Origin of the sequence: Actinomyces ruminis, from assembly GCF_002154335.2 — a bacterium.
Taxonomy (GTDB): Bacteria; Actinomycetota; Actinomycetes; order Actinomycetales; family Actinomycetaceae; genus Actinomyces; species Actinomyces ruminis.
Genome location: NZ_MTPX02000063.1, coordinates 1 through 22,425, shown reverse-complemented (window position 1 = coordinate 22,425; position 22,425 = coordinate 1). Strand labels below are relative to the sequence as shown.

Here is a 22,425-nt window from a genome sequence, read left to right as displayed (position 1 = left end):
CGTTCGTTGGGAAACCCGCCGTCGCCTCGGCGCCGGGCGTGTGCGAGTCTAGGCCACCGGCGGCGGTGCCTGGACGGACGTTAGGCGTGTGCCGGTGTGACACGCGCCCCTTATCCGCGTCGCGCGGCGACTTCAGGCGAATAGAGCGCCGTCTTCGGGCGGGCGCAGACCCAGGTGAGTATAGGCGGCGGGCGTGGCCATGCGTCCGCGCGGGGTGCGCACGAGCAGTCCCTCCCGGAACAGGTAGGGTTCGGCAACCGTCTCGATCGTCTCGGGCTCCTCCCCCACGCTGACGGCCAGGGTGGCCAGCCCGACGGGCACGCCGGCGAAGCGGGTACACAGGGTCTCCAGCACCGAACGGTCCAGCCGGTCCAGGCCCAATTCGTCGACCTCGAACACCTCCAGTGCGCCGCGGGTGGCGGCCAGGTCCAGCCGTCCCGGCGTGCCGTGCACCTGCGCCCAGTCCTGCACGCGGCGCAGCAGCCGGTTGGCGATGCGGGGGGTGCCTCGGGAGCGGCGGGCCAGTTCACCGGCGGCGTCGGCGTCGATGCTGACCCCCAGCAGGCCGGCGGAGCGGACGACGATACGGGTCAGGTCGCCCGGTCCGTAGTAGTCCAGGTGCCCGGTGAATCCGAAGCGGTCGCGCAGCGGGGCGGGCAGCAGGCCGGCGCGGGTGGTGGCGCCGACGACGGTGAAGGGCGGCAGGGTCAGCGGGATGGACGTGGCACCCGGGCCCTTGCCGACCACGACGTCCACCCGGTAGTCCTCCATCGCCAGGTAGAGCATCTCCTCGGCGGTGCGGGCGAGCCGGTGGATCTCGTCGATGAACAGCACGTCCCCCTCCTCCAGGGAGGACAGGATGGCGGCCAGGTCTCCGGCGTGTTGGATGGCGGGGCCGGAGGTGATGCGCAGGGCGCCCTCGACCTCGTTGGCGATAATCATGGCCAGAGTGGTCTTGCCCAGGCCGGGCGGTCCGGACAGCAGCACGTGGTCGGGTACGGCGCCCCGGGCCAGGGCGGCGCGCAGCACCACGGACAGCTGCCCGCGCACCACCTGTTGGCCGACGAAGTCCTCCAGGCGTTTGGGGCGCAGGGCGGCCTCGGCGGCACGTTCGGCGTCGTCCGCGCCGCCGCCGACGATGCGGCCGGCCCCTTCCGGGGCGGCACCGGCGGCCGGATAGTCAGCCACGGGCTCCTCCTCCCAGGTGCCGCAGGGCGGCGCGCAGCAACTCCGGCACCGGCAACGGGGCGTCCGGCGCCGTTTCGGCGTGGTCGGCCTCGACGGCGACAACCGCGCGGGCCGCGGTGGCCTCATTCCAGCCCAGCTGGATCAGGGCGGCCACCACATCTGGATTGGGCTCGCCCGCCGCGCCCACCGGCGCGGGCTCCGGTGGGGCGCCGGTGGGCGGGCCGAGCTTGTCGCCGACGTCGATAATGACCCGCTGGGCGCCCTTGGGACCCAGGCCCGGCACGCGCTTGAGGGCGGCCACGTCGTTGCCGGCAACAGCGCGGCGCAGCGAGTCGGGGGTGTGCACGGCCAAGATCGCCAGCGCGAGTTTGGCCCCAACGCCCTTGGCACCGAGCAGCACCTGGAAGCAGCGGCGCTCATCGACATCCGCGAAGCCGTACAGGGTCAGGGCGTCCTCGCGCACAATCAGCTCGGTGTGGACGAACCCCTCCTCCCCCACGCGCAGCCCGGCCAGGGTGGCGGGCGTGGCCTGGAAACTCATGCCGACGCCGCCGACCTCGATGGTCGCGGCCGCCAGTGAAACATCGATGACGGTTCCGCGCAGTGAGGCAATCATGCGGCGTGGACTCCTTGCAGTGTGAACCTCGAACACCTGTTCGGCATGGGGCTGACTCTAGCGGCTTAGGCGGCGCGGGTCGACGGCGCCGGTACGGCGTGCCTTCGCCTGCGCGGCCGCCCAGGCCTGCTGGGCGGGAGTGCGAGCCGAAGCCCGGATGGAGCCGCCCGCCGAAACCATGTCCGTGCTGCCGTCGACACCGGTGCCGCCACCACGCCAGGCGTGGCATATGGCCTGAGCCAGAGCGTCGGCCGCATCGGCGGGGCGGGGTGGGGCGTCCAGGCCGAGGATGCGCCGCACCATCGCCTGCACCTGCGCCTTGCCGGCGGTGCCGGAGCCGGTTACCGCCGCCTTGGCCTCACTGGGGGTGTGCTGGGCGACCTCCAGCCCCGCACGGCCCCGGCCACCATAGCCACCCCGATCACCTCGGCCACGGGAACCACCGAGCGCAGGTTGTCCTGGGCGAAGACGCGCTCGACGGAAACGGCGGTGGGGGCCAGCCTGGCGATCCAATCGTCCAAGGCGTCGGCGATGGTCAGCAGCCGCAGCTCCGGACTGGCCGAGGCCGGAGTGCGCACCACCCCGACCTCAACCAGGCGGGCACGGCGCCGCGAGTCGACGTCGATACAGCCCAGCCCGCAGCGGGTCATGCCGGGATCGATGCCGAGCACCCGCTGCTCGGCGACGGCTCCGCGACGGCGGCCGCCCCGTCCGGGAGCCCGCTCGGTGGCCAGCGGGGACGGTTCGCTCATGACTCTGCCCGGCGGTGGCGAGGCTTATTCGTCGTCCGCGTTGAGTTCGGCGGCAACCTCGGGGGTGATGTCTACGGAGGTGTAGACGTTCTGCACGTCGTCGAGGTCCTCCAGGGCGTCGATCAGCCGCATCACCTTGCGGGCGCCGTCTACATCCACCGTCACGGTCGTGCCGGCCACGAACTGGGACTCCGCGGACTCGTAGTCCATGCCGGCGTCCGTGACGGCCTTGCGCACGGCGACCAGGTCGCCGGGCTCACAGATAATCTCGAAGGACTCGGCGCCCTCCACGACCTCCTCGGCGCCGGCGTCGAGGACCGCCATGAGGATCGTGTCCTCGTCCACGCCAGCGCCCTTGGCGACCTCCACCACGCCCTTGCGGGTGAAGTTGTAGGCCACCGAGCCGGGGTCGGCCAGGGAGCCGCCGGTGCGAGTGAAGGCAACGCGCACGTCGGAAGCGGCGCGGTTGCGGTTGTCGGTCAGGCACTCGACCAGGAAGGCGACGCCTTCCGGGCCGTAGCCTCGTACATGATGGTCTGCCAGTCGGCGCCGCCGGCCTCCTCGCCGCTGCCGCGCTTGACGGCGCGGGTGATGTTGTCCGCCGGGACCGAGTTCTTCTTCGCCTTCTGGATGGCGTCGTACAGGGTCGGGTTGCCGTTGGGGTCACCGCCACCGGTGCGGGCAGCAACTTCGATGTTCTTGATCAGGCGGGCGAAGAGCTTGCCGCGCTTGGCGTCGATCGCGGCCTTCTTGTGCTTGGTAGTGGCCCACTTGGAGTGACCCGACATGTGTTCTCCTTGCAGTCTTCCGTTCCTCCCGACGGCGGACGTCGGGAGACCGTATGCGAACATACCTACGTCAAGTCTAAAGCGTTGGTCAAAACACGCGGTTTCTAGTGCTCGACCACGTGGCGCACCCGGCCGTCCCAGCCGTCCATGAGCTCGCGGGCCAGTGCCGGCAACATGCGCGGGTAGACGGTCATGCCGGCGGCAACGGCGGCATCCAGCTCATCCAGCTCCCACCAGCGCAGCGAGTCCAGCAGCTGCTGCTCGGTGTCGGTCCAGCCCGAGCTGTCCACACCCACGCCCGCCTCAAGGTAGGTCAGGTAGAACAGTTCGTCCTGGCGGCAGGTGACCTGGTTGAAGGTGAACAGGGCCCGGCGTTCCACCACCGGGCCGGTCAGGGCGGCTTCGGCCAGGTGAATGCCGGTCTCCTCCGCCAACTCGCGGCGGGCCCCTCCGATAGGCGTCTCGCCGGACAGCAGGCCACCGCCCGGAGTGAATCCCCACGAGTGGGTGGTGTCACCGAAGTCGTGGCCAACCACCAGCAGGATGGCCGGCCGGGGTCCCTGCCGCAGAGCGATCACCCGGGCAGCCTGGCGGAACGGCAAGCCCACGGCGTTCAGGCGCCACTCGGAGGCGTCAAGTAGCTGGGTCCAGTTCGGCGGGACTCGCAGGGGGTCGCGCCCGTCGGCGGTGAGCGTGGGGACGGGCCAAGGCAGATCGTCGACGTTATCGGGTGAAGGCATAGCGTTGCTCAACTATAGCCGCAAGCAACGCCGATTCCTGTACCGCAAAATCAGTGTCGGCGTGCCCGTCGATCGCCTGCTGGCGCAGCTGCGCCAGGGCGGCGGCCGCCTTCAAGAACGCCTGCATGGCCCGGGCGGCCGCCGGCCCGCGGCTCTTGGCCCAACGGCGGGCGGCCGCACGCCCGGCGCCGGTGGTGATCATGGTGACTTCGGCCGGTGAGAACCAGCCGGCGCGCTGGTAGTCCGCCAGCCGCTGCCGCATGGTCATGCGCTCACTCCAGCGCAGCCACAGCACCAGGCCGATCGCGGCGATGAAGAAGGGGATCGCGACGAAGAAGTACAGGGAGGGATCGTTGGCGAGTATGCCGTTCCAGAAGGAGTGCAGCATGATGGCGCAGGCAAGTCCCAGCGGCGTGGTCCACATCCACGCCAGGCTTGACCGCAGGCGCACGCTTGCCCCGATCGCCAGGCCGGTGCAGGCGGTGAAGGTTACGTGGGCGAAGGGCGAGGCGATCCCGCGCATCAGGAAGGTGATCAGCAGCGCGTCGGAGTACTGCACGAAGTACAGGATGTTCTCCGCGAAGGCGAAGCCGGCAGCGACCACCGCGGCGTAGACGATCCCGTCCACGGCTCCGTTAAAAGTGCGCCGCCAGAGCAGGAAGATGATGAGCACGCCCAGGCCCTTGGTGGTTTCCTCCACGATCGGTGCAGTGACCACCGCGGAGACGAACTGGCCGCCGGACACCGATCCGGTGGTGGTTGACACCAGCAGGGAGGCGGAGGTGTTGATCACCAGGGAGACGATGGTGGCCACCCCGGCGCCCCAGAGGAAGGCGGCCGCCAGCACGCCGGGTGGTTCGGGTTCCCACCGGTCGATCCAGCCGACCGTGACCAGGACGATGCTCAGCGGTACCAGCGCCAGCAGGATGGGGACCAGTAGTTCGGAGGCGGCTGTGGCTGTGGATGCGTAGATGATCCACAGCATCACCGCCAGCCCTAACGCGCCCAGGCAGGCCATGATAGCGCTGACGATGGTGCCGCGGCGTCGGTGCACCATCGCCTGGGGGGTCCATGCCGGGGCGGAGGATGGCTGCGCGGGGCTGACGGCCGGGTAGGAGCTGCGTCGATACCCGGGCCGGGGTGCCCAGGAGTTGCCGGGCCCGGAGAAGGAAGGATGTGTGCTCATGGTGTGGCCTGCGTGTTTCCGGATACGGTCGGCACATCGGTGGAGTCGTCAATGTCGAAGGTCTGTGGCAGGGGGGCGTGGCCGGCCAGGTGCAGTACGCGCACGTCCAGCGCGGCACGCAGGCGCCGGGCCTCAGCTACGTGCGTGTTATGGAAACGGCGGGCCAGCACCATTCGGTAGGCGGCCCTGTCCAGTCGGTCCAAGGCCTCTTGACCCCGCGGGTCGACGCCGAGCTCGACGCGGGTGGGCGCATCGACGACGGTGCGGATCACGCGGGACAGGTCGGACTCGATGCGGGCACGGCTGCGGGTGGCCGCGCCGGCCAGTTGGGCGGGGGTGTCGGTGTCCAGGCCGTCGTCGACTATCGGGCCCTCGGCGTCGAGCGCGTCATGTGCGGCCTGCGACAGCAGCAGCGCGGAGGCGGGGTCGAGTAGACCGGAGGTCGCCAGGTCGACTGCGGCCTGCGCCCGGTGAACCAGCTGCGCCTCCAAAGTGGCGCGCGAGCCCAGCACCTGCCGGTGCAGCCGGTCCACGCGCAACGCCTTGGCGTACGCCGACCAGGCAATAGCCAAGAACACCAGGGCCGCGACCAGCACGACGACGGCGGGCACCAGCCAGGTGGGTGGCCCACCCGGCGGGTGCGGAGGCGAGGCCGCCAGCAAGGGCCCCGCGCCAATGAGCGGTCTGAGCATCGCCTTACTCCTCCGGTCAGTCCTCGAGGGCGTCGCGCAGCCTGCCCACCATCGTGCGCGAACCGGGCGCAATGGTCACGCGCGTGTGGGCCGTGGACAGGGCCATGTCGTACACGTCCAGCACCGCGTCGGTGACCGCGGACCAGTCGTAGCGACCCACCACGGCGGACGCCGCGGCCCGGCGCGCGTCGGCGGCGGCCGTGTCGGTGAGGGTATCGATGATGGCGCGGGCCAGGTCGTCACTGTCGCCGTTGCGGAACAGGGCGCCGTAGGCGCCGTCGCCGAGGACGTCGGAGAAGGCGGTCAGATCGGAGGCGACCACGTGCGTGCCCGCGGCCATCGCCTCAACCAGCACAATGCCGAAGGACTCCCCACCGGTCTGTGGGGCCACGTAGCAGGAGCAGGAGGCGAGCATCGCGGCCTTGTCGGTGTCGGAGATGCCGCCGAGGAACGCCACCTGGTCGCCGAAGCGTTCCAGGTCAGCACGCTCCTTGTCGGCGTCGCCGCGACCGGCGATGAGGAAGCGGGCGTCCGGGATGGCGGCCAGTACCGTGGGAATGGCGCGGGCGAGCACCTGCAGGCCCTTGCGGGGCTCATCCAAGCGGCCCAGGAAGGAAATCGTGGGGGCCTGCGCGGTGCCCGCGAAGCGCGCATCATCCTTGGGGGCTTGCGCGAAGGGGCCGACGTATACGCCGTTGGGGATGACTACCGCGTCGCCGCCGTGGTACTGGATCAGGGTGCGGCGCGCCTCCTCGGAGACGGCGATGCGGGCGGTGAGTTTCTCCACCAGCGGCACCGCCACCGGGGACAGCAGTTCGCGGGCCAGGGAGCGATCCATGGCCGCATGGAAGGTGCCGACCACCGGCCCATCGGACGCCTGCAGGGCGAGCATGCCGACGCTGGGGGTGATGGGCTCATGAATGTGCAACAGATCGAAGTCGCCGGCGGCAAGCCAACGGTGGGCGCGGCGGGCGACTGCCGTGCCGAAGTTGAGGCGGGCGATCGAGCCGTTGTAAGGGATGGCGATGGAGTCGCCGGCACTGGTGACCCAGTCCGGCAGTTCCAGGTCCTGCGAGGCAGGCGCGAGCACCTGTACCTCGTGTCCGCGGCGCATCAGCTCGCGAGCCAGATCCATGACGTGCACCTGCACCCCGCCGTGGGCGTCCAGCGAGTAGGGGCACACGATCCCGATTCTCATGCGCCGCCCCCCGCCTGCCTGGCGTCCTCGGCGGCATGGCGGCGCGCGAGGCGCTCCGGATCGAGGTCGGCATCGAAAACCGCCTGCAGCATGTGCCAGTCGACGGCGTGCTCGGCCAGGCGCCCGGAGAGGTCGTCTACCCAGGCGTGCGTCAGGGCGGTGACCCGCTCTCGCCCCACCAGGCCGGCGGGCGCGTCCACCGGGTGAATGGTCAGCACGATGCCCCAGCGGGACCCGGCGCGGCGGCGCCGCTCGCCGTCCAGGCGCTCGTAGTGCAGAGAGGCGTTGTACAGAGGCAGCCCCAGCCTGCCCGCCAGGGCGGCCGGCCCGGCGGCCACGCGTGCCGGGTGTCCGGCCAGGTCGGTCAGGATGCCGGAGCTGGACAGGTCCCGGTCGGCCAGGAGAGCCACCACGTAGTGCCCCTGCCCGGCGGTCTCGACCAGCCGATCGAAGACCTTCTCCCCGCGGCCCTGGCCGATGACCTTCATGCCCAGGGACTCGCGGAAGGTCACGAACTGCTCGAACAGGTCGGGCGGATCGAGCCGCTCGGCGACGGTGAGCACCTGGGCGAGTTCCTGGCTGGCCCAAGCTCCGGCCAGGTCCCAGTTGCCCATGTGGGGCAGGGCGATCACGATGGAGCCCCGCTCGAGGTCGGCATAGATACGCGGGTCGATGTCGGGGCGCACGCGGGCCCTGATCTGTTCCAGGCTCATGCCGGGCAGGGCGAAGGCCTCGTAGAAGTAGCGCATGTAGGAGCGCATACCGGCGCGGGAGGCGCGACGCACCTCGCGGGCGGAGGCGCCCGGTAGTACCCGCGCCAGGTTCTTCTCGAGCTGTCCAACGCCCCGGTCGCCCCCGCGGAGCCGATGCCAGGCCCAGGCGGCGTCGGCTCCCGCCGCCGACAACGCGTATCCAACCGACGCGGGTAGCTTGCGCACGTGCCGCCAGGCCAGGCGGTACAGGTCCTCGATGCCGATGCTCATGGGTGCGTCACCGCGGCCGGTCCGGTCAGCTGCTGGTGGACGGTCGTCACCCGCTGCATGACGGTGATCAGGGAGCCGACCGCGACCAGCGCCAGCGCGGCGGTCAGCACCCACGCCGGCGCACCCAGACCGACGGCGAGCACGCCTACGGCCGTGACGATCAGCCGGTCGGTGCGCTCGGCGATGCCGACGGCGGCACTTGCACCGACGGACTCGGCGCGGGCCCGCGCATACGGGACGGCGGCGGCCAGCACCACGGTGGCCACCGCGATGGCGACCGTCCAGGTGCGCAGCGGCCCGGCCTGAAGGTGCAGGGCGGCCCATACGGCGAGGGAGCCGAAGACGGCGCCGTCGGCCAGACGGTCCATGGTGGAGTCCAGGAACGCGCCGAAGGGGGAGCTGGTGCCGGTCAGGCGGGCGAGGATGCCGTCAAAGGAATCGCCGATCAGCACGAGCGCGAGCAGCACGGGACCGAGGACGAAGCGCCCCTGTGGCAAGGTCAGCACCGCCACGGCGATGGTCGCCACGGTGCCGGCGACGGTGAGCATATTCGGGGTGACGCCGATCCGGGCCAGCCCCCTGGCGGGGGCGGTGAACAGGGCACGGGTGATGCCTCTTCCGTGTTGTCCGAGCATGCGGCTCCTCAGCGTTCCGGGTCCGGGCGGTCCGTGTCCAGTGCGGTGGGGGTGCTGTCCCACGCCGCGGCGAGTTGGTCGCGCTGGTCTCCCAGCAGTTGGGGTACGGGTTTGGTCTTGCCGATGATCGGCATGAAGTTGGCGTCACCGGTCCAGCGGGGCACCACGTGCTGATGCAGGTGGGCGGCGATCCCGGCACCCGCAACCTGGCCCTGGTTCATGCCCAGGTTGAAGCCGTGTGGGTGGGAGACGGCGCGTACCACCTCCATGGCGCGGGCCGTGAGCGTGCCGATCTCGGTGCGCTCGGTGGCGGTGGCCTGCGTCCAGTCGGAGATGTGCCGGTAGGGGCAGATCAGCAGGTGGCCGGTGTTATACGGGTACAGGTTCATCAGCACGTAGGCGGTATGGCCCCGGTGGACGATGAGGGTGTCCGTGTCGGCTCGGCCCGGGGCGGCGCAGAAGGGGCACTGGTCGGTTGAGTCATCGGCGGGTTTGTCCTGCCCGCCGATGTAGACCATGCGGTGCGGGGTCCACAGCCGCCCGAACGGGTCGGGGGTGTCGGCCGGCTGGAAGGGGGCCTGGATGCGCACGCCGTCGACCACGGTGCCCTCCAGCTGCGTCAGTGCGGGTGCCTGCCCGCCTGCGCCGGCGCCGAGCCGGTCGGCTCGGGCGCGTCGGCCTGCCCGGCTGCCTGATCGGTCGTGTCAGTCACGGGCGAGCCTCTCCCCCGCGGGCTCGTTGATGCGCTCGGCGATGACGCGGGTGATGTGGGCGATCGCCGCGTCCACGGGCACGCCGTTGGTCTGGGAGCCGTCGCGGAAGCGGAAGGACACCGCCCCCGCGTCGACGTCGTCGCCGCCCGCGATCAGCGTGAACGGGACCTTCTCCTTGGAGGCGTTGCGGATCTTCTTGCCGAAGCGGTCGTCGGAGTGGTCCACCTCTACGCGTACCCCCTGGGCGCGCAGCTTGGCGGCCACGTCGTCGACGTAGGCGTCAAAGGCATCCGCCACGGGCACCAGCCGCACCTGCACGGGTGCCAGCCAGGCCGGGAAGGCGCCGGCGTAGTGCTCGGTGAGCACGCCGATGAAGCGTTCGACGCTGCCGAGCTTGGCGGCGTGGATCATGATGGGCCGCTTGCGACTGCCGTCGCGGCGGTGTACTCCAGGTCGAAGCGCTCGGGCTGGTTGAAGTCGTACTGGATGGTCGACATCTGCCAGGTGCGGCCGATGGCGTCCTTGACCTGCACGGAGACCTTGGGGCCGTAGAAGGCGGCGCCGCCCGGGTCGGGGACCAGCTGCAGCCCGGTGGAGTCGCACACCTCCTGCAGGGTGCGGGTGGCGGCCTCCCAGTCGCGTCGGAGCCGATGAACTTGTCCTTCTTGGCGCCGTCCTCGTCGCGGGTGGACAGCTCCAGGTAGAAGTCCTCCAGGCCGAAGGCCTTCAGGATCGACAGGAAGAACTCGATCTGCTTGCGGATCTCCTCCCCCGCCTGCTCGGGGGTGCAGTAGGTGTGGGAGTCGTCCTGGGTGAAGCCGCGCATGCGGGTGAGCCCATGCACCACGCCGCTCTTCTCGTAGCGGTAGTCGCGGCCCATCTCGAAGAACTTCAGGGGCAGCTCCCGGTAGGAGCGCCCGCGGGAGCGGAAGATGAGGTTGTGCATGGGGCAGTTCATAGCCTTGAGGTAGTACTCCTGGCCGGCTTGGTGATGTTGCCCTCGGCGTCGCGCTCTTCATCGGCGAGCATGGGCGGAAACATGGTGTCCGCGTAGTAGGGCAGGTGACCGGAGGTGTGGAACAGGCCGCCCTTGGAGATCTCCGGGGTGTGCACCAGGTCGTAGCCGGCCTGGATGTGACGGTCGATCACGTACTGCTCGATTTCGTGGCGCAGGATGCCGCCCTTGGGGTGGAAGACCACCAGGCCGGGGCCGATCTCCTCGGGGAAGGAGAACAGGTCCAGTTCCGCGCCCAGCCGGCGGTGGTCGCGGCGGACGGCCTCGGCCATACGGGTCTGGTAGGCCTTCAGGTCGTCCTTGCTGGCCCAGGCGGTGCCGTAGATGCGCTGCAGGGAGTCGCCGTTCTGGTCGCCCTTCCAGTAGGCGGCCGAAGAACGGGTCAGGGCGAAGCCGTTGCCGATGAGCCTCGTAGAGGGCAGGTGGGGGCCGCGGCACAGGTCCTTCCAGGCGACGGTGCCGTCGCGACGGACGTTGTCATACATGGTCAGGCCACCCGCGCCGACCTCCACGGAGGCGGACTCGGCGCCGGCGCCCTTGGTGGTGATCAGCTCCAGCTTGTAGGGCTGGTCGGCCAGCTCCGCACGTCCCTCGGCCTCGGTGATGTCGCGGCGCCGGAAGGCCTGGCCCTCCTTGACGATGCGCTTCATGCGCTTCTCGATCTCGCGCAGCAGTTCGGGGGTGACGGCGTCGATGCCCCCGAAGTCGTAGTAGAAGCCGTCGGTGATGAAGGGGCCGATGCCGAGGTTCACATCGGGGAAGAGCTCCTGGACCGCCTGCGCCATTACGTGCGTGGCCGAGTGGCGCAGGATATTCAGTCCGTCCTCGCTGTCCAGCGTGATCGGCTCGACGACGGCGCCCGCCGGGACGGCGCGGTCCAGGTCCCAGGGCTCGCCGTCCACCTTCATGGCGACCACCTCGCGGGCGTCCGCGAACAGCGTGGTCCCCGTGGTGCCCGCCCCGATGCTGTGAGTGGCGCCGTCGAGGACGATATCGATGGGGGGCTGGTTGGACACGGGGACTCCTTTTGATCAATCGATCAGCTCAGGCGGGCTGTACTGGTGCCCGCACGCACCGGATCATACCGAGTGCTGCAACAGCCCTCCGGCTCAGAAGCCGGTGTCGGTCGGCTCGGGGTAGAAACGCCGGAACTTGCGCCACTGGTTCAGCTCGCCCGCCAGCCGGTAGGCCCGGCGTCGCGGAGCAGCGTCCTTGGGATTGTTCAGAGGGTTGAGCACGCGGCCCGAGCGGCGCAACTCCCACACGCGCCGGCTCAGGGTCTCGTCGCGCACGTAGCGGTCCAGGAGACGACCGGGCACCAACGTGTACAGGCAACCAGCCGTGTAACGGGCCGGTGCGGCCGGCTCCCCATCAATGACATCCGCGACCAGCACCTCCATCGGGTTCACCCCCGCGCCCACGCAGTAGAAGCTGTTGCGCCCGATACGCGGGTTGACCTCCAGGAAGAAGAACTGACCGGTGCGCGGATCCTGTTTTATGTCGAAGTTCGCGAAGCCCCGGTAGCCGGTGGCGGTGAGGAAGCGCTCGGCGGCGGCGAACAGCTCCGGCGCGTCGAAGGTGATCATGGCGCAGGGGTTGCCGAGTGTCGCCGGGGCGTGCTCTTCCAGCAGTACTCGGGCCGCGACGTTCATTGACACCTGGCCGCGCGAGTCGACGTACGCGGTCACGGAATACATCGCTGTGTCATCCCCGGGAACCAGTTGCTGCACCACGAAGCGACTGCGGAATCCGGCGTCCGCCAGGGTGCGCCACAGGTCCTCCAGCGCGGCCGCATCGCGGATGAAGTAGACCTTCTTGCGGCCCTCGAATTCCAGCGTCTCGTAGGCGGAGGAGTCCGCCGGCTTGGCCACCAGCGGGAAGGTGAGGTCCTCTGGCAGCGGTGCCGGGCGCCAGTCGGGCGCGTCGGCTCCCGACAGATCCTGGTAGCAGGAACGCGGCACCGGCAGGTTCTGCTCGGCGGCGACGCGGGCGAATCCCTCCTTGTCGCTAACCAGGTCGATGGTATCCAGCGACGGGATCGGCACCAGGTAGAACCGTTCCAAACGTTCCCGGTGCTCGGCCAGCACCCGGATCCGCCAGTCGGTGTTGGCCAGCAGCAACAGCGGCACGCCGGGGTTCTGTGCGGTCAGGCGCGCGCCCAGAGCCTCCAGTTCCGCCACCAGTCCCTCGGCGTCGTCGGCACTGTCGCACTGGTGGCGGGTCACGATCGCGGAGTCGCGGATCGCCAGCGGGTCGTATTTGGTGACCAACACGGGCACCACCCCGTAGGCGTCATTGAACTCACGGGCGAGCGCGTAGGCGCCAATGTCGCCGCCGACGATGACCGGCTGGAACTTCTTCATAAGCGTGCTCCTGAAACTGGGGGCAGCCCTCTTGGGCCTGCTAGCGGATGGTACCGGCTGCCGACCGTTACACTCACCTACACTCGCTGCTGCCCACCGCGGGCCACGTGGAGGAGGTCGCCATGACTCAACCCGACAGCCGTTTCCCGGAGCTGCGCGCCGAACTGGCCCGCCTGAGCGGAACCAGCGCGCAGGACTGGTACCCGGTTTTCAAGGCACGCTACGGCATGCAGGTGGCCCTGGAGCAGATCCGCGCCACGCACGGCGACGGGGCGGTCCTCACCCAGATGTTCACCTGTTGCACGGCGGTGGTGCCCATCATGGCTGCGGGGCTCACCCCGCGCTATGCCGACATCGACGCCGACACCTTGGCGCTGTCCCCCAGCGCCGTTGCCGCGGCCACCGACCCCGCCGACCCAGACCTTCCCCTTCGCGGCCTGGTGATCCAGCACACCTTCGGCATCCCGGGACGCGATGAGGCCGTCCAGCTGGCACGGCAGGCGCACGACCGCGGCGCCGTCGTCATGGAGGACGCCGCTCACTGCGTCGCCCGCCTCACGTGCGGGGACGACGATCGGCCGCTCGCCGACGTGTCGTTCCACTCCTTCGGCGTGCAGAAGAGCCTGCCGACTCACTTCGGTGGGGCGGTCTGGATCAACCCTGAACTGGCGGGGCGCGACGCCGCCCTGGACTCCGCGCTGCGGGCCGCGCTGGGCGCCTTGCCGGACCTGAGCCACCGCCTGGGCGCCGCCGCCCGCATGTACCGCAACCAGGCCCGCGTGCTGGCTCGCCTGCCACGCGCCGTCTCGGCGCCCGCCCGCGCCGCCCGCCACCCGCACCGGCCTATTGGAACCGGCTGTGGCCGGCGCCGAGGAGGCCGGTCGGCTGCCCTACCAGCCGATGGCGCCCTCCGAGTGGGTGGCCCGCACCGCCACCGCCGCCCTCCGCCGCCTGCCCGAGGCCGACACCGCCCGAATCCGGGTGGTCAGCCGCTTCCGCGAAGCCCTGCCCGAGCTCGCCGGCGTCACCGTCCCCGACGGGGTACTGCGCGGCGACCCATCGCCCCTGCTGCGCTTCCCGCTGTTGCTTCCCAACACCGCCGAGGCCGAGCGGCTCATCTCCGGCATGCGCGCTATCGGGGTGTTCGCGGAAAGGTGGGGTCGGCCACTGCTATATCCGGGAGTAGACGACGAGGCCGCGTTCTGCGCGCCTGCCACGCCCGACAGTCTGCCGGTGACGCGGGACGTCTCGGCGCGTGTGGTGGCGCTGCCGACCGAGCTCGACGACGCCCACGCCGCCGACGCCGTCCGTCTGGTCCAGAAGTGGTCGCGCCACCGCGCCTGAGCCGGACGAGGATAGGTAAGGAGTCATCGACTCGGGCCGGGTGCGCTCGCTTTGAAGTTCGTCGCGGGCGCTGAATCGAGCGCCGACGGTCCGTGGGTTGTGGCGACGGTTCGTCACCCAGCACCGACGCTTCGGCACTTCTCGCGACGGTTCGGGGGGTAGACGCACGAACCGTCTCGGTTCATGGCGAATCGTCGCCCCAAACGCACGAACCGTCGTCCTACCTGACGAACCGTCGTAACAGGTGCCGAGCCGGCAACGCCCGCACACTTGAAACTGTCGGCGCGATTGCGTGCGCAGGGCCGGGGTTCTTCTCTGCAACGGCGGGGAAGGTCGGGACCAGCTCGCGGCGGGGCAGGTGCACCTCCAGGCGCTCATGGCGCTGCACCGCCCCGAGTCTGGACCCCCTGCGTCGGTTTGGACCCCTTGCGTCGGTTTGGACCCCCTGCGTCGGTTTGGACCGCCCACGCGGCACACAACGGCGGTCCAAACAGGGGCAAGCGGTCCAAATGGACTTACACGGTCCAAACAGGGGACAGCGGTCCAAACCGGGGAGGTCGCCGGCAGGCATCCCCCCAACACGCCGGCTTGAAGCAACAGGTTCGCACCGATAACCCGAAGAAAGCCTTCGGAAACGCGAGGGATGGGCCGGACGAGCCGGCTAACAGCCCACGACACGCCCGAACCACGCGCATTCGCGCCGATAACCCGCTGAAGCAGCACGTCCGATTCGATGGCCCCAGGTGCTCAAAAGGCCTCGGACCGAACCGCCCGAGGCCTTACGCGTGGGCGATACTGGGATCGAACCAGTGACCTCTTCCGTGTCAGGGAAGCGCGCTCCCGCTGCGCCAATCGCCCGAGCGGATGACGGGACTCGAACCCGCGACCCTCACCTTGGCAAGGTGATGCTCTACCAACTGAGCCACATCCGCATGTCCGGCCTCTCATGTGAGGCACGCGAGAAAAGTTAGCAGAGCGGTCCGGACGCTGACAAATCATCTCGGTCCCTATGCGGGATGACCTCGCTCACCCTCGCACACGGCGCTCGGTTTCCGCCGCGGGGGCGTCAATCCGTGGCACAGTTGTGCTCATGCACAGTTCCAAGAACGCCTCTGCCGACGCCTCTTCGTCGTCCGCAGCGCCATCCGCGCCCCAGCCCACCCGGGCTCAGCCGGTGCCGGAGGGAGAACGCCCGGAGATGCCCGAACTGTCGGTTTGGCCGGGCCGCCCCTACCCACTGGGCGCCAACTACGACGGCTCCGGGACGAACTTCGCCCTGTACTCCTCGGTTGCAGAGGCTGTGGATCTGTGCCTGTTTGATGCCGCCGGCACCGAGACCCGCATTCCCTTGACCGAGGAGGACGCGGATGTGTGGCACGCCTATCTGCCGTCGGTACAGCCCGGCCAGCACTACGGCTACCGGGTGCACGGGCCCTATGACCCGGCGCGCGGTCACCGCTGCGACCCCTCCAAGCTGTTGCTGGATCCCTACGCCAAGGCCATGTCCGGCCAGGTGAACGGCTCGCCGGCGCTGTACTCCTACGACTTCTCCGATCCGTCGGTGCGCAACCAAGACGACTCCGCACCCGCCACGATGCGCTCGGTGGTGGTCTCCCCCTATTTTGACTGGGGCCGGGACCGCCCGCCCAGCCACGAGTACCACAACACGATCATCTACGAGGCCCACGTCAAGGGCATGACCAAGCTGAACAAGCACATTCCCGAGCACCTTAGCGGCACCTACGCCGGCCTCGCCGAACCGGCGGTGATCGACCATCTGAAGAACCTCGGCATCACTGCGATCGAGCTGATGCCTGTGCACCAGTTCGTCAACGACACCTTCCTGCAGGACAAGGGCCTGGCCAACTACTGGGGCTACAACACCATCGGCTACTTCGCGCCGCACAACGCCTACGCCGCACACGGCACCGACGGCCAGCAGGTGCAGGAGTTCAAGTCCATGGTCAAGGCCTTCCACGAGGCCGACATCGAGGTACTGCTCGACGTCGTGTACAACCACACCGCCGAGGGCAACCACATGGGCCCCACGCTCTCCTTCCGGGGCATCGACAACGCCGCCTACTACCGGCTGGTCGACGGCGACCAGGCCACTACTTCGACACCACCGGCACCGGCAACTCGCTGCTCATGCGCTCGCCGGCGGTGCTGCAGTTGATCATGGACTCACTGCGCTACTGGGCCACCGAGATGCATGTGGATGGTTTCCGCTTCGATCTGGCCTCCACGCTCGCCCGCCAGTTCCACGAGGTGGACAAGCTCTCTGCCTTCTTCGACATCATCCACCAGGACCCGATCCTGTCTCAGCTCAAACTGATTGCCGAGCCCTGGGACGTAGGCGAGGGCGGCTACAACGTGGGCGAGTTCCCCGCCCTGTGGAGCGAGTGGAACGGCAAGTACCGGGACACCGTGCGCGACTTCTGGCGCGGCGAGCCCTCCACCCTGGGTGAGTTCGCGGCCCGTATCACCGGCTCCTCCGACCTGTACCAGCGCTCCGGCCGCACCCCGGTGGCCAGCGTCAACTTCGTCACCGCGCACGACGGTTTCACCCTGCACGACCTGGTCTCCTACAACGAGAAGCACAACGAGGCCAATGGGGAGGGCGGTGCCGACGGCGCCAGCGACAACCGCTCTTGGAACTGCGGTGCCGAGGGCCCCACGGATGACTCCGACGTGCTGACCCTGCGCGGACGACAGGTACGCAACTTTATCGCCACCCTCATGTTCAGCCAGGGTGTGCCCATGATCTGCCACGGCGATGAGCTGGGCCGCACCCAGGGCGGCAACAACAACGGCTACTGCCAGGACAATGAGATCACCTGGATCAACTGGGACCTGACCGAGGAGCAGGAGGACCTGCTCGAATTCACTTGCGACATGATTCGCCTGCGCAAGCAGCATCCGGTGCTACGTCGGCGTCGCTTCTTCACCGGCGAGGCCGGCCACGGCGGTGAGTCGGAGCTCGGCGAAATCGAGTGGCTCAGCCCCTCCGGCGCGCGTATGACCGACGAGGACTGGGACACCTGGTATGCCCGGGCCATGACGGTGTTCCTCAACGGAAATGCGATCCACGAGCCCGACGAGCGCGGCCAGCGCATCACCGACGACTCCTTCCTGGCGCTGTTCAACGCCTCCGGTGAGGACATCGTCTTCACCCTGCCCGGGCCGGATCACTCCCCCCGCTGGCGCACGGTGCTCGACACGGCTCCGCGCACCGCCCCGCGCCCGGAGCAGGTGGCCACCGGATCCGGTGAGGAGTGGGAGGCCGGTCAGGAGGTGACGGTGGAGGGCCACTCCATGCTGTTCCTGATCTCCATCCCCGAGCCCGAACCGGCCACCCCCCAGGCCGCAGCCGAGGCAGCCCCCGCCGACGGCGCCGCGGCCGCGGAGCCCGTCGAGTCGGCAGTGCCGGAACCAGTCGAGTCGACCGGCACCGTTGCCGGCCAGGCAGGAGACACCGCATGAACTCCAACGACGTTACCCGCCACTTCCCCGGCCCGGGCAAGCGCACCCCGGTGACCACCTACCGGCTGCAACTGGGAGAGTCCCTGACCTTCGAAGCTGCGCGCGCCCTGCTGCCGTACCTGCGGCAGCTGGGCGTGACCGACCTGTACCTCTCCCCCGTCTTGGCGGCCAGCCCGGGCTCGACCCACGGCTACGACGTCGTCGACCACACCCACATCAGTGCCGTAATGGGCGGCCGGGAGGGCCTGGAGGCCCTGGCCCGGGATGCCCACGCCGCCGGCATGGGCGTGGTGGTGGACATCGTCCCCAACCACATGTCGGTGCCGACTCCGGTATGGCACAACCCACCCCTGTGGTCGGTGCTGCGCGACGGCGCGGACTCGCCGTACGCCAGCTGGTTCGACGCCCCCCGCGGCGAAAAGCTGCTGATGCCGGTGCTCGGCCAGCGCATCGGACAGGCCCTGACCGACGGCGAGTTCACCGTGGAGCGCATGGCCATCCCCACCGAGCCGGAGCGGGGCGAGCAGTGGGTGCTGCGCTACTACGACCATGTCTTCCCGCTGGCGGAGGGCACCCACGCCCTGGACCTGCCGGAGTTGCTGCGTCGCCAGCACTACCGGCTGGCCTACTGGCGGGTGGGCGACGAGGAGCTCAACTACCGGCGCTTCTTCGACATTGCCACACTCGCGGCCGTGCGCGTGGAGGACCCGGAGGTCTTCGCCGGCTCCCACGCCCTCATCCTTGACCTGCTCGACGCCGGGACGATCGACGCCCTGCGGGTAGACCACCCCGACGGCCTGGCCGACCCGGAGGGTTACCTGGCCCGCCTCGCCCAGTCCACCGGCGGTGCCTGGGTCGCGGCGGAGAAGATCCTTGCGCCCGACGAACTCTTGCCGGACTCCTGGCGTGCCGCCGGCACCACCGGCTATGACGCCGCCTGGCGCATCGACCAGCTGCAGGTCGATCCCGCTGGTGCCCGCACTCTCGGCGCTCTGATGCGGGAGCTGACCGGGAACGTGCCAATCGACTACGCCCGCGTGTCCGGTGACGCCAAGCGGGAGATCATTGCCGGTTCGCTGGCCTCCGAGGTGAACCGGCTGGTGGACCTGCTGCATGCGATCGCCTCCCGGGACCTGTACCTGTCCGACCACACCTTCCGGGACCTGCGCGCCTGCGTGGTGGAGCTGCTGGTGGCCGCGGACCGCTATCGGGCCTACGTGCTTCCGGGCCGACACACGGATGCGGAGCAGGCCGCAGTATTGCGGGAGACCGCCGAACGGGCGCGTGCCCGCCTGACGCCCGACCAGTTCCCCACGCTCGATCTGGTGGTGGCGATCCTGCTGGGCGAGCAGGTCGGCGCCGGTGAGCCTTCAGACACCCCCGAGCGCGCTGAGATCATCACCCGCTTCCAGCAGGTGTGCGGCGCCGTCACCGCCAAGGGCGTGGAGGACACCACCTTCTACCGGTGGACGCACCTGACCAGCCTGACCGAGGTGGGTGGCGACCCCGCCGGTTTCGCCCTGCCCGCCGATGAGGCGCACGCCTGGGCCCAGCGCGTACAGCACAGCTGGCCCGCCACCATGGTGACGTCCACGACCCATGACACCAAGCGGAGCGAGGACGTGCGCGCCCGCATCGACGTGCTCGCCTCCTACGCCGCCGAATGGGTCGAGGTAGTTCATCGGCTGCGCGACTTGACCGCGGGGATACGTCCCGCCGATCTGGATGGGGCCACCGAGAACCTGTTGTGGCAGACCCTGTGGGGAACCTGGGCCCCCGCCTCAGCAGATCCGATCAACGGCGAGCGGCTGGGTGCCTACCTCATCAAGGCGGCCCGCGAGCAGAAGTCGTGGACTACGTGGACGGCGCCGGACACCGAGCGCGAAGGCCAGCTGGCCTATTACGCAACCGCCCTGCTGGCACGCGCAGACGTGGCCGAGGAACTCAACGACTTCGCCGCACTGACCGCCCGCGCCGTGCGAGACACCATCCTGGCTAACAAGGCGATGACACTCACCTGGCTCGGAGTCGCAGACATCTACCAGGCAGTGAGATCACCCGCACCTCCCTGGTGGACCCGGACAACCGCCGCCCGGTCGACTATGACTCCCCGGGCGGCCTGCGGGCCGCCCTCGACCGAGTGGATCACTCCGGGTTGCATGGCGAGGAGACGCTGGATGAGGCCAAACTGCGCCTGACCAGCCGGCTATGCCGATTGCGCGCCGAAAGGCCCGATACCTTCGTCGGTGAACGCTCCGGTTACATGCCGCTGCCGATGACCACCGCCTGTGCCTTCGCCTACGCCCGCCTGTTGGACGATGAGGCCGATGTGGTCGTATTGGTGCGCCGTCTGGGCCGCCGCCTGGAACGACTCGGCGGCTGGGGCGACCACACCATCGTGCTGCCACCGGGCGAGTGGACCGATGTGCTCGCCGACGCGCCGGTGTCCGGCGGCACGCGCCGCCTGGCCGATGTCGTCGGCGAGGAGTCGGTGGTGGTGCTGGCCCGCCCACGCCGCGGGTAGCCCTGAACCGGAGCCCGCTGCACGCGCACGGTGCGGCCGGCTACTGCTGAGCCGTGGCGGCGTCGTCGACGCCGCCACGCAGCGCGCCGATACGGCCGCGTACGACGGCGACTCCTGCCTCTGCGCGGTGCTTGAGTTCCAACGCCTTCACCAGCCCGGCGTACACGCGTGGACGCACCGGCACGTCCCATGGCCCGGGAATGGCCACAGTCCCCTCCGGTGTGAACTTGCCCTTGAATGAGCCGACGCCGTTCAACTCGGGAGTCCGTTCGGAACCGGCACCCATCAGGTCCCAGGTGCGTACGCCGCGCTCACGCAGCCAGCAGCCCTCCTTGTACAGCAGGGCGTCGGCGGCCCGTCCCCGCCGCCCCTCGGCGGTCGAGGCGGCGTAGTAGCGTCCGGCGCCATCGCCCCAGATGGTGTCGATGCTCCAGGCCAGTGCCTCCCGACCACCGCGGCGGGCCACATACAAACGACAGTGGTCGGGACCCAGCGTGCGCAGCATGGTCCGGTAGGTGTCCTCCGGGGCCGCGTGGAAGCCGTCTCGGTCGCCGGTCTCCAGGAGGATCTGGTATAGCTCTCCGAAGACCTCCTCGGCCCGGTCCGTTTCATCGTGGTAGGTCAACTCGGTGTTGCGCAGCGCCTTACGCACGTCGCGGCGCCCACGCGGCTTGAAAGACGCCAGGAAGGCCTCGTCGTCGGCCCGGTCCACATTCAGAATCACGGTGTGGTCGTAGGCCATGGTCTGCAGCAACTCGTGCAGCTCCGGCGCCGGGTGGGTGCAATGCAGGCGTACGAAGACGATGGCCGGGTCGTGGAAGCGCACGCCCTGAACCAGCAGCTCCCGCAGCTCGGCCTCCTCCGCGGCGGTCGGCTCAGCCCCCAGCCACACCGGGGCGTGCCGGGCCCACAGGTAGGGGAAGCCGCGCACGGACATCCGGGTGAGCGAGATCAAGGCGCGGGGGGTGCCGTCGGCGGCGGAGTAGACCAGTCGTCCCCAGGGCTCGCGTCCGTCCATGGCCGCGTCGAAGGCGTCCCACGCGGCGCTCTGCTCGATGGGCAGCGTGGTTTCGGCGTCGGCGGCAATGCGCCGGAAGGTCTCCCAGTCGATGCGCCGCATGGTGCCGCCGGATGCGCGGGGGGTGGCGTTGTCGGGCAAGGTCATGGAGTGTGTTCCTGTCCTGTCTTGGGGCTAGTGGTGTCGCCACCGCGAGCTGCGCCCGCCTGGCCGGTCTCACGATAGACCAGGAGAGGGGGTTGCGGTGCGCTAGCGCCTGAGACGTGTCCGACGACGTCGGGCGCACGGCGTGGCAGCGCGGTGCGCGCGTCCCGGCCGGTAGCCTGGGGCGGTGGCTGATATCCCGCGCGCGTCGGCCCCAGAGTCGGCCGCATCGTCCATGCCGGAGCGTTTCCGCACCGCTCTGCTCTCGCTGCGCGAAGTTGCCCGACCGCGTGGGCTGATCCTGGAAGAGGTGCCCGCCCCGGCCCGGCTCGCCCCCTATGCCGCAGCCCTGACGGCGGAGACGGTGGAGACGGAGGCGGGCACGCCGCTGGCCTCCGGACGCTTCGTGGTATTGCACGATCCCGCGACGCAGCCCGCCTGGGATGGCGATTTCCGGTTGGTGGTGATGGTGCGCGCGCGGGTGGATGAGGCCATCGGCGCGGACCCACTGCTCGGCGCCGCGGCCTGGTCCTGGCTGACCGATGCGCTGGAGCACTCCGGTGCCGGCCGACACGCACTGGTCGGCACCGTCACCCGGGTGCTGTCCGATACCTTCGGTGGCCTGGAACTAACCGACGCCAGCGCCCAGGTGGAGATCCGCTCCTCCTGGACACCGACCACACCCGATCTCGGCCCACATCTGCAGGCCTGGTACGAGTTGATTCACCTGGCCGCAGGTCATGAGCCGGAGAGCGCCGTGCCGTTGGGACTGGCGGGGGCGGCGCGATGACCGGCGCCCCCGCACCCTGTCCGGCCGCCGTTCCTGGTACCACCGATGCCCCGGTGCCCGCCGACGCCATCGTCGCCTATCGGCGGCCCGCTGAGGGGTTGCCCCCGGTGACCGATACTCCGCCAGCGCTGGTCCGGGCGGCCGCGGCCTTGGATGCGGGCGTCGGGCCGGTCGCCGTGGACGCCGAGCGCGCCTCCGGTTTCCGCTACGGTCAGGACGCTACTTGGTGCAGTTGCGTCGCGAGGGGGCCGGG

The 22,425-nt window shown here is 69.7% G+C and carries 13 protein-coding genes, 2 tRNA genes and 7 pseudogenes; 6 read left to right on the top strand and 16 right to left on the bottom strand.

Going from position 1 to position 22,425, the window contains the following annotated elements:
* Positions 1-132: 132 nt before the first annotated feature.
* The 13 genes and pseudogenes from ruvB to BW737_RS11890 form a co-directional block, all read right to left on the bottom strand.
* Positions 133-1,188: a Holliday junction branch migration DNA helicase RuvB gene (ruvB, locus tag BW737_RS11950; protein WP_086615699.1), complete on the bottom strand. Its 1,056-nt coding sequence runs from the start codon at positions 1,186-1,188 to the stop codon at positions 133-135.
* A complete protein-coding gene (gene ruvA / locus BW737_RS11945) occupies positions 1,181-1,804 on the bottom strand; it encodes a Holliday junction branch migration protein RuvA (RefSeq protein WP_086615698.1) in 624 nt (207 codons plus the stop codon). Before ruvA ends, ruvB begins: the two co-directional genes overlap by 8 nt.
* A gap of 57 nt (positions 1,805-1,861) precedes the next feature.
* A pseudogene (locus BW737_RS11940) lies at positions 1,862-2,454 on the bottom strand (crossover junction endodeoxyribonuclease RuvC).
* Positions 2,455-2,580: 126 nt separating this feature from the next.
* Positions 2,581-3,344: pseudogene (locus tag BW737_RS11935) on the bottom strand (YebC/PmpR family DNA-binding transcriptional regulator).
* Positions 3,345-3,448: 104 nt separating this feature from the next.
* A complete protein-coding gene (locus BW737_RS11930; protein ID WP_086615697.1) occupies positions 3,449-4,084 on the bottom strand; it encodes an NUDIX hydrolase in 636 nt (211 codons plus the stop codon).
* Positions 4,068-5,270, bottom strand: coding sequence for a PrsW family intramembrane metalloprotease (locus BW737_RS11925; protein WP_086615696.1), 1,203 nt, complete (start codon positions 5,268-5,270; stop codon positions 4,068-4,070). Before BW737_RS11925 ends, BW737_RS11930 begins: the two co-directional genes overlap by 17 nt.
* Entirely contained in the window at positions 5,267-5,962 is a 696-nt protein-coding gene (locus tag BW737_RS11920; RefSeq protein WP_257210794.1) for a hypothetical protein, read from the bottom strand. Before BW737_RS11920 ends, BW737_RS11925 begins: the two co-directional genes overlap by 4 nt.
* Positions 5,963-5,978: 16 nt before the next feature.
* Positions 5,979-7,160 (bottom strand): glycosyltransferase family 4 protein, encoded by a 1,182-nt coding sequence (locus BW737_RS11915; protein WP_086615695.1) that lies wholly within the window; start codon positions 7,158-7,160, stop codon positions 5,979-5,981.
* The gene (locus tag BW737_RS11910; protein ID WP_086615694.1) at positions 7,157-8,143 is read right to left on the bottom strand and encodes a phosphatidylinositol mannoside acyltransferase; all 987 of its coding nucleotides are present in this window, start codon (positions 8,141-8,143) and stop codon (positions 7,157-7,159) included. Before BW737_RS11910 ends, BW737_RS11915 begins: the two co-directional genes overlap by 4 nt.
* On the bottom strand, positions 8,140-8,778 hold the full coding sequence (gene pgsA, locus BW737_RS11905; RefSeq protein WP_086615693.1) for a phosphatidylinositol phosphate synthase: 639 nt from the start codon (positions 8,776-8,778) through the stop codon (positions 8,140-8,142). Before pgsA ends, BW737_RS11910 begins: the two co-directional genes overlap by 4 nt.
* 8 nt (positions 8,779-8,786) lie before the next feature.
* The gene (locus BW737_RS11900; protein WP_257210793.1) at positions 8,787-9,380 is read right to left on the bottom strand and encodes an HIT family protein; all 594 of its coding nucleotides are present in this window, start codon (positions 9,378-9,380) and stop codon (positions 8,787-8,789) included.
* A gap of 102 nt (positions 9,381-9,482) precedes the next feature.
* Positions 9,483-11,522, bottom strand: a pseudogene (gene thrS, locus BW737_RS11895) (threonine--tRNA ligase).
* 93 nt (positions 11,523-11,615) lie between these two features.
* Positions 11,616-12,869 (bottom strand): carboxylate--amine ligase, encoded by a 1,254-nt coding sequence (locus tag BW737_RS11890; RefSeq protein WP_086615691.1) that lies wholly within the window; start codon positions 12,867-12,869, stop codon positions 11,616-11,618.
* A gap of 47 nt (positions 12,870-12,916) precedes the next feature.
* Between BW737_RS11890 and BW737_RS20040 the strand changes: the two are divergent.
* Positions 12,917-13,507 (top strand): annotated as a pseudogene (locus BW737_RS20040) (DegT/DnrJ/EryC1/StrS family aminotransferase); the annotation flags it as partial.
* A gap of 220 nt (positions 13,508-13,727) precedes the next feature.
* Positions 13,728-14,213, top strand: coding sequence for an aspartate aminotransferase family protein (locus BW737_RS18670; RefSeq protein ID WP_257210791.1), 486 nt, complete (start codon positions 13,728-13,730; stop codon positions 14,211-14,213).
* A 786-nt stretch (positions 14,214-14,999) separates the two neighbouring features.
* On the opposite strand, the gene BW737_RS11880 is transcribed toward BW737_RS18670, so the two are convergent.
* Together BW737_RS11880 and BW737_RS11875 are read right to left on the bottom strand one after the other, a co-directional pair.
* Positions 15,000-15,071 (bottom strand) — tRNA-Val (locus BW737_RS11880).
* Position 15,072: 1 nt separating this feature from the next.
* A tRNA-Gly gene (locus tag BW737_RS11875) sits at positions 15,073-15,145 on the bottom strand.
* Between the two features lie 266 nt (positions 15,146-15,411).
* Here BW737_RS11875 and glgX point away from each other — a divergent pair.
* Positions 15,412-17,696 (top strand): annotated as a pseudogene (gene glgX / locus BW737_RS11870) (glycogen debranching protein GlgX).
* Positions 17,693-20,220 (top strand): annotated as a pseudogene (gene treY, locus BW737_RS11865) (malto-oligosyltrehalose synthase). Before glgX ends, treY begins: the two co-directional pseudogenes overlap by 4 nt.
* Positions 20,221-20,260: 40 nt before the next feature.
* Here treY and BW737_RS11860 read toward each other — a convergent pair.
* Positions 20,261-21,385 (bottom strand): lipid II:glycine glycyltransferase FemX, encoded by a 1,125-nt coding sequence (locus tag BW737_RS11860; RefSeq protein ID WP_086615689.1) that lies wholly within the window; start codon positions 21,383-21,385, stop codon positions 20,261-20,263.
* Between the two features lie 232 nt (positions 21,386-21,617).
* Here BW737_RS11860 and BW737_RS11855 point away from each other — a divergent pair, with 232 nt between their 5' ends.
* Positions 21,618-22,172 (top strand): DUF3000 domain-containing protein, encoded by a 555-nt coding sequence (locus tag BW737_RS11855; protein ID WP_086615688.1) that lies wholly within the window; start codon positions 21,618-21,620, stop codon positions 22,170-22,172.
* A pseudogene (locus BW737_RS11850) lies at positions 22,169-22,425 on the top strand (ribonuclease D); the annotation flags it as partial. The gene BW737_RS11855 and the pseudogene BW737_RS11850, both read left to right, overlap by 4 nt.

Coding starts and splice junctions, on each gene's coding strand:
- ruvA (WP_086615698.1), bottom strand. CDS start 1,804: ATGATTGCCTCACTGCGCGGAACCGTCATCGATGTTTCACTGGCGGCC.
- BW737_RS11930 (WP_086615697.1), bottom strand. CDS start 4,084: ATGCCTTCACCCGATAACGTCGACGATCTGCCTTGGCCCGTCCCCACG.
- BW737_RS11925 (WP_086615696.1), bottom strand. CDS start 5,270: ATGAGCACACATCCTTCCTTCTCCGGGCCCGGCAACTCCTGGGCACCC.
- BW737_RS11920 (WP_257210794.1), bottom strand. CDS start 5,962: ATGCTCAGACCGCTCATTGGCGCGGGGCCCTTGCTGGCGGCCTCGCCT.
- BW737_RS11915 (WP_086615695.1), bottom strand. CDS start 7,160: ATGAGAATCGGGATCGTGTGCCCCTACTCGCTGGACGCCCACGGCGGG.
- BW737_RS11910 (WP_086615694.1), bottom strand. CDS start 8,143: ATGAGCATCGGCATCGAGGACCTGTACCGCCTGGCCTGGCGGCACGTG.
- pgsA (WP_086615693.1), bottom strand. CDS start 8,778: ATGCTCGGACAACACGGAAGAGGCATCACCCGTGCCCTGTTCACCGCC.
- BW737_RS11890 (WP_086615691.1), bottom strand. CDS start 12,869: ATGAAGAAGTTCCAGCCGGTCATCGTCGGCGGCGACATTGGCGCCTAC.
- BW737_RS11860 (WP_086615689.1), bottom strand. CDS start 21,385: ATGACCTTGCCCGACAACGCCACCCCCCGCGCATCCGGCGGCACCATG.
- BW737_RS11855 (WP_086615688.1), top strand. CDS start 21,618: ATGCCGGAGCGTTTCCGCACCGCTCTGCTCTCGCTGCGCGAAGTTGCC.